The 14,058-nt window shown below is 47.0% G+C and carries 12 protein-coding genes; 8 read left to right on the top strand and 4 right to left on the bottom strand.

Features of this window, described 5'->3' with window-relative positions; genetic code table 11:
* Positions 1-49: 49 nt before the first annotated feature.
* Positions 50-607: an antibiotic biosynthesis monooxygenase gene (locus QUA04_RS20215; RefSeq protein WP_333259771.1), complete on the top strand. Its 558-nt coding sequence runs from the start codon at positions 50-52 to the stop codon at positions 605-607.
* A gap of 577 nt (positions 608-1,184) precedes the next feature.
* Here the strand turns inward: QUA04_RS20215 and QUA04_RS20210 are convergent.
* The 3 genes from QUA04_RS20210 to QUA04_RS20200 form a co-directional block, all read right to left on the bottom strand.
* Complete coding sequence (locus tag QUA04_RS20210; protein ID WP_333259768.1) at positions 1,185-1,463, bottom strand: Photosystem I reaction center subunit PsaK; 279 nt, start codon at positions 1,461-1,463, stop codon at positions 1,185-1,187.
* Between the two features lie 298 nt (positions 1,464-1,761).
* Positions 1,762-1,974 (bottom strand): chlorophyll a/b-binding protein, encoded by a 213-nt coding sequence (locus QUA04_RS20205; RefSeq protein ID WP_333041855.1) that lies wholly within the window; start codon positions 1,972-1,974, stop codon positions 1,762-1,764.
* A gap of 458 nt (positions 1,975-2,432) precedes the next feature.
* Positions 2,433-2,570: a hypothetical protein gene (locus QUA04_RS20200; RefSeq protein ID WP_333259766.1), complete on the bottom strand. Its 138-nt coding sequence runs from the start codon at positions 2,568-2,570 to the stop codon at positions 2,433-2,435.
* Between QUA04_RS20200 and hflX the strand changes: the two genes are divergently transcribed.
* A complete protein-coding gene (gene hflX, locus QUA04_RS20195; RefSeq protein WP_333259777.1) occupies positions 2,508-4,145 on the top strand; it encodes a GTPase HflX in 1,638 nt (545 codons plus the stop codon). The genes QUA04_RS20200 and hflX overlap by 63 nt on opposite strands.
* A 605-nt stretch (positions 4,146-4,750) precedes the next feature.
* Here the strand turns inward: hflX and QUA04_RS20190 are convergent.
* Positions 4,751-4,993 carry a hypothetical protein gene (locus QUA04_RS20190; protein ID WP_333259764.1) on the bottom strand — a complete coding sequence of 81 codons (243 nt, stop codon included), beginning with the start codon at positions 4,991-4,993 and terminating at the stop codon, positions 4,751-4,753.
* A gap of 500 nt (positions 4,994-5,493) precedes the next feature.
* Here QUA04_RS20190 and grxC point away from each other — a divergent pair, with 500 nt between their 5' ends.
* The 6 genes from grxC (at position 5,494) to QUA04_RS20160 (ending at position 14,028) form a co-directional block, all read left to right on the top strand.
* On the top strand, positions 5,494-5,757 hold the full coding sequence (gene grxC / locus QUA04_RS20185; RefSeq protein WP_333041860.1) for a glutaredoxin 3: 264 nt from the start codon (positions 5,494-5,496) through the stop codon (positions 5,755-5,757).
* 67 nt (positions 5,758-5,824) lie between these two features.
* Complete coding sequence (gene gshB, locus QUA04_RS20180; protein ID WP_333259761.1) at positions 5,825-6,826, top strand: glutathione synthase; 1,002 nt, start codon at positions 5,825-5,827, stop codon at positions 6,824-6,826.
* A 156-nt stretch (positions 6,827-6,982) separates the two neighbouring features.
* A complete protein-coding gene (locus QUA04_RS20175; RefSeq protein ID WP_333259757.1) occupies positions 6,983-8,122 on the top strand; it encodes a Gfo/Idh/MocA family oxidoreductase in 1,140 nt (379 codons plus the stop codon).
* 108 nt (positions 8,123-8,230) lie between these two features.
* Positions 8,231-10,069 carry a CHAT domain-containing protein gene (locus tag QUA04_RS20170; RefSeq protein ID WP_333259754.1) on the top strand — a complete coding sequence of 613 codons (1,839 nt, stop codon included), beginning with the start codon at positions 8,231-8,233 and terminating at the stop codon, positions 10,067-10,069.
* A gap of 167 nt (positions 10,070-10,236) precedes the next feature.
* Positions 10,237-10,818, top strand: a complete 582-nt coding sequence (locus QUA04_RS20165) for a hypothetical protein (RefSeq protein ID WP_333259751.1) — start codon at positions 10,237-10,239, stop codon at positions 10,816-10,818.
* A 708-nt stretch (positions 10,819-11,526) separates the two neighbouring features.
* On the top strand, positions 11,527-14,028 hold the full coding sequence (locus tag QUA04_RS20160) for a glycosyltransferase (protein WP_333259748.1): 2,502 nt from the start codon (positions 11,527-11,529) through the stop codon (positions 14,026-14,028).
* Positions 14,029-14,058 lie beyond the last annotated feature (30 nt).

Below are 14,058 nucleotides of genomic sequence, written 5' to 3'. Positions count from 1 at the left end.
ACCTTTTAAGTGGACATATAAGGGTAAAGTCTTGGCTGTCTAATAGTCTGTGTATTTACGCCGAGGTGTACTAGTCACCGCTGTGATCTCTCATGTCGTGAAACCGGGGCGCGATCAAGGCTACGAAGCATGGTTTCATGGCATCGCCGCAGATGCACGAAAATTCAAGGGACATCTGGGTGTCAGCACTATTCGACCCCAGCATCACGCCCATCCTGAGTACGTGGTGATTCTCAAGTTCGATTGCTACGACAATCTCAAGACATGGCTAGAATCTGATGTTCGGCGAGAGTGGATTGAGCGATTGCAGCCATTGATTGAAAGGGCCGAAGATATTCAAACCCTTACCGGATTGGAAACTTGGTTTACGCTGCCCAATAAATCGATGAAGGCTCCACCCCCTCGCTACAAAATGGCGTTAGTTACATGGTTGGGAGTGTTTGTTACCATTTCTATTCTCAATCGTTTGTTGGTACCGCTACTATCCGGGCTTCCTGCCTTGCTCACATCTCTGATGATCACAGGTCTCACTGTTATCCTGCTCACCTATTTGATCATGCCGCGCTTAACACAATTATTTCGCAAATGGTTATATCCCATTCCCTAAAGTAAGCTTACTCCGGCCAAAGGCACGGAGCTTTAGCCTCAGATTTGAGCGCTCGGAAAGACAGACAATTTTCCCTATAGTTGAAAACCTTAATTGAACCCAATTTTTCTCTCGTGATTGTCACAAATGGTTAGGGTTATGCCTTGTATTCAGTCAGTGGAAGGAGCAGTCTTTATGGGCCTTGAATATTAGTATATTGGCTCTAACGTTTGGTAATTTGGTATCAGTTGAAGCGTGAATTGCCTCCTTGCTAAGGGCATCACTATTTTTAACTAATTTTACGGAGGGATTAAAAGATTTGACAACAGTTATATATTATAGGTTTGGGGGCGCGCTATCAGCCAATAGTTACCTATTTGATCCTGATAAAGCTAGTTTAGTCTTGGTTGGGGCTTGAAATTTATTTAAGTCCCGTTAGTTGTAGGTGCACGGTAAAAAAAACCGATTTCTGCGTCAGTGCAGCTCTAAAATTAAAATAGCAGGGGTGAGTGGTTTTCACTTACCCCTACCCTTTTTTGCCTGCCTTTTAATCTACCGATTGTAGCAATAAATCGCCACAGAAGCGACGCAATTGCTCCTAAAAATACTTGTCGATGTGGAGGGCTAAAATCGTGAAGACTCCCAGCAAATGACCGGCACTCATGCAAGCCAGAAATGCCGGGACGCTAACATTGTTGAACAGAGAGGGGAAGGGCAAAGGCATTTTCGGCCCGACGTGGGGATACCAAATTCGGCGGCTGAGAACTAGCAAGGCTAATATATTGCAAACAAACATCACCAGAGGCTTTTGCCAATTTCCTGATGCTGTGTCAGTCACAGTCGATGCTACTACTGCCAGTAAATTAGAGTTAATCATCGTTGATGCTCCTATTTTTCATAAACTATCAGAAATGCTCGATGAGATTTCTTGCCAAAAATACAGCAGGGGCGATCGCCTTTACGCAATAAATATCTGTTGCTGTCAATATTCACCGCGTCGGCGACAGCGCCCCCACCCGTAATCATCGAATCACAGCAAGAAGTCTCTTAATGCCATTCAAAAGTAACGAAAGATACAAAGGGACAAAACCATACTCGCTGCCATTTGTAACTTTTAGCCTGTCTGGCAGTGGCGGCATTTACTCACGCTGCCAGACAGGAAAGACAGCTACTCATTACTGAGCAATGTAGGTAGGCAGAAAGTGGAGAATGTCGCGCAGAACGCTATATCCAGCGGCGTCCCAAAGCAAATAAGCTAAGAAACCGATCATCGCTAAGCGACCGTTCCAAAGTTCTGCTTGTGGGTTGAAGCCAAACAGAAAGGCATTCCGATCTTTGCCGTTGTAAGCATTAGCCGTAGGAGGCAGGTTAGTAGGACGAGTTTCCATGTTTTTACATTCCTTAACAATGTTCGCTTCTCATGGTAGCGACCTAATTTCTGCTTTGCTATCTGTCTCTAGACTCAAGATACACACAAGTCTAAAGGAGGATTTTGAAACAAAAAATAAAGTGTTAAGTTTTGTTGCGCGAGATTTTTCAGCGATCGCCTGTATCTGTAAATACTAAATACAACTGCAAGCTGAGGTGGCCGCTATCAAAGGCTCGATCGCAGCCCCGCGACAAACAACGGCGCTGGTGACTCGACAAGACTGAATCCGCGCTCTGCTAGAGGCAAGAAAATTTAGTAAATTTCAACTTAAAACCCGAACACGATCGCCCTTGAGTTAACTAAAATAGGAGATAAATAGAGCGATCGGGAGAAACAGTTATCGAAACCATCTACGGCAATCTTCAAGGTTTAAAGTCCAGCCAGCTCAAGCAACTCGAAAAGCTGTACCATCAGCGACTACCGGGCGATCGCATCACCACTGCCGAATTCGCCCAGCGCGTCGCGGCCATCAGCACGGAAATAGACAAACCAATCTGCACCTACATCAACCGTCGCGGACAAGTAATTCGCGTCGGCGTCGGTACACCCAGGCAAACGCAGATTGCGCCCCTAGAATTGCCCCGCTACGGGGGAGGTCGCCTCAGCGGCATTCGCTGCATCGCCACCCACCTGAAGCCAGAAACCCCAAGCGAAGCAGCTCTCACAGCAATGGCAATTCAGCGCCTCGATGCCCTCGTTTGGCTGACGCTGACCGGCGGAGGATTTCAGCGTCGCGGCGGCGGTGCGACAGGTTACATCCAAGAAACTTATCTCGCTCACCTGATACCCCAGGGAGAGCGGCCAAATTTTGAGTTCTCTGTTTTGAGCGCTCAGTTAGAACCAGATTCAACTGATGAAATAGAAGAGCCTTCAATTCCAAAGTCACTAATTCAAACTCCACACTTTCCCTGGAAAATATCAGAACCGCTGAATTTGGACGAACTTGCCGACCAAGACTTTCTCGATTTGGTGGAAGGACTCGAAGCAGAGTTTCAAGCAGAGTTTGTCGCTAAGCAGGTCGATGCAGACCAAGATAAAGTGCTGTTGGTAGGTATCATGACTCAGCACATGACTCAGTTGGAGTTTGAGGACGGCCTGGCAGAAATCACGCGGTTGGTTGAAAGCGCCGGAGGTCAGGTACTGCAAACAGTGCGCCAAAAACGATCGCGCCCCAATCCGCAGACAGTCGTCGGCGAAGGCAAAGTTCAGGAAATTTCCCTCACCGCTCAGACGGTTAGCGCTAACCTTGTGGTATTTGATCGCGACCTGACCCCCGCACAAATACGGAACTTGGAAACTCAGATAGGTATCCGGGTCGTCGATCGAACAGAGGTAATTCTAGACATTTTTGCCCAAAGAGCTCGAACGAGCGAGGGTAAATTACAAGTCGAACTCGCTCAGCTAGAGTACGCCCTGCCCCGGCTCAGAGGTCGCGGTCAGGCAATGTCGAGACAGGGTGGCGGTATCGGTACCCGAGGCCCAGGGGAAACCAAACTAGAAACCGAACGGCGGACGATCGCCAAACGCATTTCTAGATTGCAGCAAGAAGTAAATCAACTGCTGGCGCACCGCTTCCGGCTGCGGCAGAACCGGCATCATCACGAGGTGCCCTCAGTGGCGATCGTGGGCTACACCAACGCCGGTAAATCGACTCTGCTCAACCTGCTCACGAATTCCGAGGTCTATGCCGCCGACCAGTTATTTGCCACCCTCGACCCCACAACCCGACGGTTGACCATTCCCGGCGTCACCGGGGAACCCCTGTCGATCGTCCTCACAGATACAGTGGGCTTTATTCGCGAACTTCCCCCCGCCTTGATCGACGCTTTTCGGGCTACCCTCGAAGAAGTCACTGACGCCGATGCTTTGCTGCACCTTGTCGATCTCTCCCATCCCGCGTGGCAGAGCCAAATTCGATCGGTCATGAATATTTTGACAGATATGCCAGTAACTCCCGGGCCAGCCCTTGTAGTTTTTAACAAAATCGATGCCGTAGATGGAGATACTCTCGCCCTCGCCCGAGAAGAATTTCCTCAAGCCGTATTTATTTCGGCAGCCAAAGGTTTGGGGATGGAAACTCTCCGCGACAGACTTGCTCAGCTTATTCAATACGTTCTCTACCCTCGGTAAATACTTAAATATTCCTTTTGAGTAGTTGACATCGGGGAATATACGTACATATACTGAGGACAGATCTAGTCGAACTATGAGATTATAAAAGAGTAGTGAGATTGTGCATGGCAAAGTACAATACAGCAGCTCTATTTTGCGATCGGTTAAATAAATAATTTCCGGAGGTCGCGGTCAAGGTAAAAAGACTCTTTGTTAATGGCTGTAAGGGCTGTTGGTTCAGAGGTGGCAAAAAGATGTTGCTTCACTCTGTGTAAGACTCTCTGCAAGCTACCTGTGCCAACCACCGTACGGGATGTCTAGGTAAAAGAGAATAATATTATTAAAGTGTTTGGGCACTCACCTCAAGCGCTATACTATCTTTTACAGACGTCAGCCAGAGAATACATCCATTTATGGTAAGAACTCTAAAATCCTTGCCCGTCGTACAGCGATAATCTCTAGGACTATTTCTATTTTTCGATTTTACCACTGTTTAACTAAATAGTTATGTGTACGCCACTGGCAAAACTAGCAATTGGACTCTCTGCCACAATGGCAACAGCGTTTTACTATCTAGCTGCCGCCCCTCCGGCAGCAGCAGTAGATGTCTGCGGTCCGGGAAATTATTCTACTGCCTGCGCCCCCAGCACGGAATCAACAGCAACGACATCAACACCAACGGAATCAACAGCAACGACATCAACAGCAACGACATCCGACCCGCAATTGGCGACCCAGCCGAGTTTGTCCCAAATATACACAAGCACACCTTCGAGAAACTCAACTTCTATTCCTGAACCGGGTACTGCGATGGCAGTCCTACTGACAGGTGCAGGAATGATCTGTTCATGCAGAAAGCGAAACAAGCAGGTTGGTCCGCAGCGCTAGGCAGGCTGATGACCAACCTGTTTGCCTTCAAAATGTCTCCGTGTTTTTAAGCGTGGGTATTTGTTTACTTAATATATAAAAAATAAAAATTTGTATAAAAAATAACTTGACACCTAGCTTGTGCGCTGCAAATAGAGCCGGATGTTGAAGGAAGAAAGCTATAGCGACTTAACTCAGGGTAAAAACAAGGAAGAAGGCAAATGCACTTCCCGACAAGGGTTTCAGCAATGAATAACCTCCGGTGCAAAAGAGAAGGTTGCTATATTTAATAAAAATTAAAATATAAAAATTAAAATAAGATTGGTTAAGATCAATCCTTCGGAGAGTTTTGGATAGCCACCTGTAGAATAAGGGTTTCAAAGCTCCAAGGCAAGTTCGCTACCAACGAAAAAGCAAGGGTTTCAGCCTAGGAACTAAAAACAGTCCACACTAGGGTTAAGATTACAATTAAAAAATATTGTTATTGTTTGAGCGTCCCATGACCCCTAAAGTAGAAATTTACACTTGGAGAACCTGCCCGTTTTGCGTTCGTGCCAAAGCACTTCTCAAGCGAAAAGGGATTGATTTTACAGAGTACGCGATCGACGGAGATGAAGCAGCACGGGCTCAAATGAGCGATCGAGCCAACGGAGGCCGCACCCTCCCACAAATATTCATTAACGACCAACACATAGGTGGTTGCGACGAAATCCACAAACTCGATGCTCTAGGCCAGCTAGACCCCCTGCTAGCAGCAAAATGAGGCATTCCCTCTCGAATTTTCAGTTAGCCCAAATTTTCCTGCGACCAATTCTTAATTTTAATTGACAATGAAATTTGCATTCATCATCGATCCCCTCGCGCGACTAATTCCAGGACACGATACCAGCGTAGCGCTGATGGAGGCAGCTCAAGAGTTGGGTCACGAAGTGTGGGCAACTCAAGCCAACGAACTAAGCGTCATCGGCGGCAAAACCTGGGCAACGCTCAGTCGGGTAGCCCTCACCCCAGTAAAAGTGGTAGAGGGAGGCTGGGAAGCTGCTGAGGCTTGGTACCAGGTAGAACATCCTACTTTGCAGCCTCTCGAAGCAATGGACGCAGTATTTATGCGGACAGACCCCCCAGTCAACGTTCCTTACCTCTACGCTACTTACCTTTTAGATGGCATCGATCCCACTAAAACTTTGGTAGTTAACAGTCCCAAAGGATTGCGGGCGGCGAATGAAAAAATGTATGCTTTGCAATTTGAGGGAGCGATCCCCGAAACCATTGTTTCTCAAAACAAACAGGTAATTAGGCAATTTGTTGAGAAAAAAGGAGCAGCAGTTCTTAAACCATTGGGTGGCAAAGCTGGCGAGGGGATTTTGTTCTTGGAAGCGGACGATCGCAATCTCAACTCCCTGGTCGAAATTAGCACTCAACAAGGGCAAATTCCAGTGATGGTTCAGACTTATCTGCCGGAAGCCAAAGACGGAGATAAACGGATTATCTTGTTAAACGGCAAGCCCATCGGTGCTATCAACCGTATTCCCACAGGCAATGAATTTCGCGGCAACATGGCCGTCGGCGGCAGAGTCGCAAAAACCGAAATTACCGATCGCGAACTGCAAATTTGCACTCAGTTAGAACCAGTGCTGCAACGAGACGGACTGTACTTTGTCGGCATTGATATTATTGGCGGTTATCTCACAGAAGTTAATGTCACCAGCCCTACAGGGATCAGAGAAATTGACTTGTTTGACGGCGTTCGTTTGGGCAAACAAGTAATTGAATGGGTGGAGAAGGAAGAAGGAAGAAGGAAGAAGGAAGAAGGAAAGCACGACACGGATTAGGACAAAAATACACGGATTAATTATCGAGCGTTTCTTCTGATTTTGAAGTTATTAGTTATTAGTTATTTGTTAGTTGCTACCAATACCTAATACTTCTGTTACGTCCTGAAGGAAGTCGCAGGGCAGCACAAGTTCCCAATTCCCCATTATTAAATTATGTCAAAAATTGGCGTTGCAGTAGTCGGTACCGGTTTCGGTCAAAAAGTACACCTTCCCGGATTTCAGGCCCATCACCGGACAGAGGTTATGGCTGTTTACCACCGGAATTTAGACAAAGCAAAGGCGATCGCCTCTACCCACAATATCCCCTACGCTTGCGACTCGATCGCCGATATAGTAGCCATCCCAGAAGTAGCGGGCGTCAGCATTTCCACGCCACCCTTTTTGCATTTTGAAATGGCAAAAACCGTCTTGGAAGCAGGCAAGCATTTATTATTAGAAAAACCCACAGCCCTGACAGCCAATGAAGCCAGGGAACTTTACCGATTGGCAAACAACGAATCTCAAACGGATTTTAACAAGGGTGGTTCCAGAGCAATTGCCACAATGGACTTTGAGTTTCGCTTCATCCCCGCATGGCAAATGCTAGCAGAATTATTGGCAGCAGAATATGTGGGAGAAAAGCGTTTAATTAAGATTGATTGGCTGGTGTCGAGCCGCGCTGATGCTAATCGCCCCTGGAATTGGTACGCGCAAAAAGAGCGAGGCGGCGGAGTTTTGGGCGCGACGGGTTCTCATGTTTTTGATTATATTAGCTGGCTGTTCGGCCCGCCCCAGAGGCTTTCTGGGCAATTGATTACAGGAATTTCGGCGCGGCCTGATCCAAATGATTCGGGAAATTTAAAATTAGTTGATGCCGATGATTCGTGCACGTTGATGTTGGAATTAGCCGGGGGAACTCCTTGTCAAGTTTGTTTGAGTTCTGTTACTTATCAAGGGCGGGGACACTGGGTGGAAATCTACGGGAGTAAGGGTACGTTGGTGTTAGGAAGCGACAACCAGCAAGATTACGTACACGGATTTCGCTTGTGGGGTTCCCAAGGTGGAGAACCTTTAGCTGAAATCAAAATTCCTTCAAGATTGGAGTTTCCTCAAGTTTATCCAGACGGGAGAATTGCACCGTTTATTCGAGTAGTAGATAGGTGGGTAGAAGCGATAGATGCAGGTAAATCGTTGATACCATCACTCAGAGAAGGGGTTTACTCGCAGTTGTTGATGGATTTGACCCAGGAGTCGAATGCTACGGGAACTTGGGTAGATTTACCTAATATAGATAAATTTTTGGGCACTAAGTAAAAGTGAAACATCCCAAAGCAATCTCACGCACTCGATCGCACCCCAAACCCGATAAACTACAAATAGAGAAACTCAATCCAACCCTATATCCAGAGTCGGTAGTTGTGAATGGCGCGCCCTGAAAGTCCTTGCCTCAGTATAGCGATCGCTCGCCTGAGAACCGCTGGGGCAAACCATTTTGCCACTTGGGTTCTACAAGCTCCCTATCCCAGCGGGTACGTTCACCACGACTGTATGTGGCCCGATACCCTATCCCAATCTTGGAAAGCTTGGCAGGAAATGTTTTCGCCCTCCGGGACAATTCACGAATTGCCCCTAATTCCTGATGGCAGTTTCGTCTCGCCGGAAAACAACCAGAATCTACTGGCAGAAACTGAGCAACGAAGTCCTCAGTCGCTAGATCTACCTCCAGCGACGCCCTCTGTGCCGCTCGACCTCGCTCAACAAGGGTGGGGCGACAAAGGGGGTCAGCATCCGCCTCGGCCACCGGCAAGCTACAGCAGCCGCCTGATGCAGCATTTGGGGATTAATCTTTGGCAGTGGCTGTTTGAAGGGCCGATTCAGGGTAGTCTCCAGGAAAGTAAAGGTATCGCGATCGGGCAAAATCTACCCCTGCGAGTGCGTGTAGATTTGCGCGAACCGTATTTAATTGCTTTACCTTGGGAAATTATGCAGCCTCAAGCCGGTCAACCGGCAATTTCTCTTTCCCAGCAACTGCTTTTTAGTCGCACTACGAGCAATGTTGAACCTTTGCCACCCCTGCAGCCTGCAGAGTCGCTCAATATTTTGCTAGTTTTGGGACAAGCAGAACCCGGCCGCGGTGCTAATTCTCAATTTTCCAACAGCAATAACGGTCATTTGCAGTTGGGAGAAGAAGCACTCGCCTTAGCTGGCATTCTGGAAAGTGCTTTTCAAACCGACGACAGCGGCAAATATTTTGACATCAGCGTTCCGACTCGCGTCGATACTCTGATCGAACCTACTCCGGCGGAACTCATTTCTCGGCTGGAAACGCAAGCTTACAACATTCTGTTTTACGCCGGCCACGGGATACCGGGTCCGGACGGTGGTTTGCTGTTTTTGGGGCCGGAAACCGCGATTAATGGCACTGAACTAGCTCAGGTATTAGTACGGTGCCGCGTAACTCTGGCGGTGTTTAATGCCTGCTGGGGAGCTCAGCCGGCGGTGGAGAGGTTGCACTCAACTAATGGCCAGCAACAGGCGATCGCCCGTAGCAGTTTGGCTGAGGTACTGATCCATCACGGGGTGCCTGCGGTGTTGGGGATGCGGGACTCGATCGCCGATCGCGAGGCCCTAAGTTTTATCCAAACTTTTGCCCAAGCTTTGGCCGGCCGGATGTCGATCGATCGGGCAGTCGCCGTCGCCAGACAACAGTTACTGACACTCTACAAGTTCAATCAACCGGCATGGACGCTGCCTGTGCTGTATATGCACCCAGAGTTTGACGGTCAGCTAACTGAGCCGGTAGATGACCTCAAAACTGAATTGCCTTTAAATTCTTCTACTTGGCTGGGACGGTTGCCGTCTTGTGCTTATTTGCGGGGGCGCGATCGACCAAATGCCAAATCCACCGAATCGAGCAATCAGGTTTGGCCGATTCGTGCGGGTATGGTTCGAGTCGGGCGCTGGGAAGAAAACGACGTAGTGATTCGAGAACAGTGGGTTTCTCAAAAACACGCCGAGATTTTCTGCAGAAACACTATCGGAGATAGCCGGGAAGAACCTAGCTACTTCCTCCGCGATTTTTCTCGCTACGGGACTCTAGTTTTGGGCTCTGAGGGATGGCAGAGAGTTCACCACCAAGAATTGCTGCTACGCAGCGGGACTCAGCTAAAATTTGGCAGTTCTCAAGGTCAGATTTTTGAGTTCACTATTGAGGTTCCTAAAACTTCGGGGTACAGTGAGACTGATTGCGGAACGAATTAAGGTGCGGGTGTAGCTAATGAAGGCAATGGGCGAGTTGCACAGCAAAGTTCTGGGCGTTGAGTCTCCAGTCTGAATTTAAAAGAGTTACTTACCACTGATAGCTCGCAACGCCGCTCTTGGCACAGTCCCCCTTCTGTCTTTTCCTTTTCCCCCTGAGGTATTACATCATGGCTACCCAATCTCCTGACTCTCAATATTTTCGCGACTCACAAACTCAAGCCCAGATGGAACTTCTCGCCACAATAGTTCAGACTGATGTTGCTTATCCCTGGAATCCTGCACAGCTTGAATCCGAATCTTATTTAACTGCCCTAGAGCAGGAATTTGCGCTATCTGATTCATTCAGCGACAGCGATATTGCCCTGAAGTCGCAAGTTTTATTCTCGCAATTAGAACAAGTTTGGCTGACGACGGCTCTGCAAAAGTCTTTGCGCGAGAAATTTGCTCGCGTTCCTCAAGATTTTCTGGCCAGCATCGCTCAAAGCGTGCAAAACGCAACTGTTAAGTGTCAATCTTTAGCTGACCAAATGGTAGAGTGCGTCTTAGATATTTTGCCTCAGTGGGCTGAGGAAGATTTGCAGGTGTTGGCACGTCCTTTGGCTTATGCCATGCGAGATGTTGATTCGGAAGGGGGGGAATTAGTCATGGCTACTAAAAGACCTTGGATCCAATTGTCGGAAATAGAACAAGCCAGAGTTAGTTTGGCTGTCGCCCGCTATGCAATCTCGCAATTAGAAATTGCTGATTAGTTCTGTGATGGCTGGGTTTTTGGGCTGTGATAGCGGTAATTTTTTTTAAATTCATATAAAATTAATCTACCTTTAGTTAGATGTAAAATTCGTCTAATTGCTAAATTCTCTGGATTGCTATAGTTTGATATAGCAATCCTATTTGGTTTGTAGACAAGATAATTTTTTTTGAACTATAGCAAGCGCGCCCGACGGTTAGGCTCAGATGTGGCAGCATTTTCAATAACCTTTTTAGGGGTGGCGTCCGAGAAACGGCCCACAATAAAAATTTTTTATTGTGGAACAGGCCCGAAAGCCTTTTGCAGCAATGTCAGCAAAAGGTAACTTAGGAGGTTCTTAATTGCTGAAATCCTTGCCGAAGAGTGTTTCTGACCGAAAGCATCCAGGATACAAGCCCCCGAATTTATCCGTGGGGTCAATGCTTGCATCTAAAATCTAAAATCTAAAATCTAAAATCTAAAATCGATTGACTTCTCTCGCGACGATAACTAAAGGCTTTTTCCTTCTTCCTTCTGCTATATTTTGCCAGGTTTGGACTCGCTAAGAAGTTTGGCAACACCAAGCAAGATGAATTATCATACAATGGTCAGAATGTTAAAAAATGTAAATATAATAATTGGGGTGTATCGGAATTTTCAACTGAATTAAAAAGTGGACAGCAGGAAACCGTTACTGTTGTAGGCACGATCGGGACTTTAAAATTATTTTATGACAACTTCAAGATTTGATCTTCAAGACTTGAAACGCCGCTTTTGGCGGATTTCGCGGGTGCCGACGGCAACGCTAGTCGTGTTGGGGGTGGTTGCTTTCGCAGGTGCGATCGCCGCAGCCTGGTTTGCCCGCGAAGGTACAGTCAGCGGTATTTTTGCCACAATCAACAGTTGGCAGCAAAACCCGCCTGTGTGGCTGCAAGTGCCTGCTACGAGCAAGATGTATTTGTTAGTGCCGACGATCGCGCTTGTCTCCGTTGCTTTAGCTGCAATTAAAATTTCGCCTCAACCGCAGAAATGGTCGCGCGCTGTAGTAGTTGCAATAGTTCTGGCTTTAACCATTCGCTACGTTTTATGGCGATCGCTCGCTACTCTCAATTTAACCGATCCCCTCAACGGTATCTTTAGTTTGGGGCTGTTTTTCCTAGAAATGCTTCTGGTTTTCAATACCAGTATTCAACTGTATTTAATGCTGAGAATGAAAGACCGGCGTCGAGAAGCCGATCGCATGGCAGTTGCAGTTGAAGCTGGAAACTTCACCCCGCCCGTAGATATTTTTATCCCAACTTACAACGAACCGGCTTTTATTTTACGGCGCACTGTAATCGGCTGTCAAGCATTAGATTATCCCAACAAAAAAGTATATTTGCTCGACGATACCAAACGCCCAGAAATCAAGTTGCTGGCAAAAGAACTGGGATGCGAGTATATAACCAGACCCGATAATATTCACGCCAAAGCTGGAAACATTAACCATGCCACAGCCCTTACTAATGGAGAACTAATTGTAGTTTTCGATGCAGATTTTATCCCCACTAAAAACTTTTTAACTCGCACAGTTGGATTTTTTCAAAATCCCGAAATCGCCCTCGTTCAAACACCGCAAAGCTTTTACAACCACGACCCCATCTCCCGTAATTTAGGTTTAGAAAATGTGCTCGCGCCGGAAGAAGAAATCTTTTACCGGCAAATTGAAATCATCAAAGACAGCGCCGACAGCGTGGTTTGTTGCGGTACATCTTTTGTAGTGAGGCGGAGTGCTTTAGAAGCAGCGGGAGGCTTGGTCACAGATTCAATCTGCGAAGATTATTTTACCGGGATTCGGCTGTCGGCAACCGGATATCGCTTAGTTTATTTAGATGAAAAATTGAGTGCTGGTTTGGCGGCTGAAAATATAGAGGCTCATCTAAATCAAAGGCTACGCTGGGCGCGAGGCACGCTTCAGGCATTTTTTATTGATTCTAATCCTTTAACAATTCGCGGTCTCACATTCGTACAAAGGCTGTCTCATTTGGAAGGATTGCTGCACTGGTTTACCAGTTTAACCAAGGTTTTATATCTGTTGATACCTTTAGGTTATTCGTTTTTCGACATAATTCCTTTGCGGGCAAGTGCGCGGGAATTGCTGTACTTTTTCCTGCCTTACTATTTGGTGCAACTTACTGTGTTTTCTTGGCTGAACCGCAGATCGGGATCGGCTTTGCTTTCGGATATTTATTCGTTCGTCCAGTGTATTCCTTTAGCCGTGACGGTGGTGAGTTCCATGCTGAACCCCTTTGGGAAAGGGTTTCAGGTGACTCCAAAAGGAATGGCGAGCGATCGCTTTCGTTTTAACTGGAATTTGGGATGGCCTTTGATTGTCTTATTCGCAGCTACAGCATTCAGTTTGTGGCACAATTTAAACATTAATTTAGTTAAAAATGTTGGCAGCGTACAGTCAATATCAGAAAGTGTTCATTTGTCAAAAGGAATGAGTTTGGGATGGATTTGGAGCGGGTACAACCTGCTGATGATCGGCATTGCATTGCTGATTTTGGTGGATATTCCTAAGCCGGACATTTACGAATGGTTCAATTTACGCAGGGTTGTACAATTGAATATTGGCGGTCAAAGTTTGTGGGGTGTAACCACTGTAATTTCGGAAAGTGGCGCGGAAGTTGCTTTGACGCAGTGGCCAAGTTTTGCGGTGAAAAATAAAGGCAGTAAAGAAAGTTTGACAGCAGCAGAGATTTTGCCAAAATATGCCTTTGAGACAAGCTTATCCCAGGGTAAAATAAAAGCGCTCCCTCACACTGCAGCAGTCAAAGCAAGGGGATCGCTAGCGCCGTCTGTTGTTGAGTTAGGCACTGAGCGTCGTTTGGCCAAAGGTTTGATTGATTGCGATTCGGCGACTCTGAAAATTATGGAAGAGAACTGTTCTATTCCTGTGGCTAGGATTGAGTTGGTGAGCGAGAAATCTCAGTTGGAGTCGAGTTTTCGGGATGCAACAGAGTGCAATTTTGTGGAATTTCCGACTGTGCGAATTGCGTTCGATCGCCTGAATATTAGCCAGCACCGCTGTTTGATCGAAATGCTGTACTGTCGCCCGGGCCAGTGGCAGCGGCAGGAAACTCCCGGAGAATGGCGATCGCTGTGGCTATTGTTGAGAATTGCTTTGAAACCGAGGGCTGTTTTTGAGAGGAATAGGTCAGTTAGACCGATCGCAGTTTCGCAACTTTAGAGTGAACTTCTCCTAGTTGGGAAATTTTCA

It is taken from the genome of Microcoleus sp. S13_C5, from assembly GCF_036700845.1.
In the GTDB taxonomy this organism is placed as follows: Bacteria; Cyanobacteriota; Cyanobacteriia; order Cyanobacteriales; family Microcoleaceae; genus Microcoleus.
This window is presented reverse-complemented; position numbering and strand designations above follow the sequence as displayed.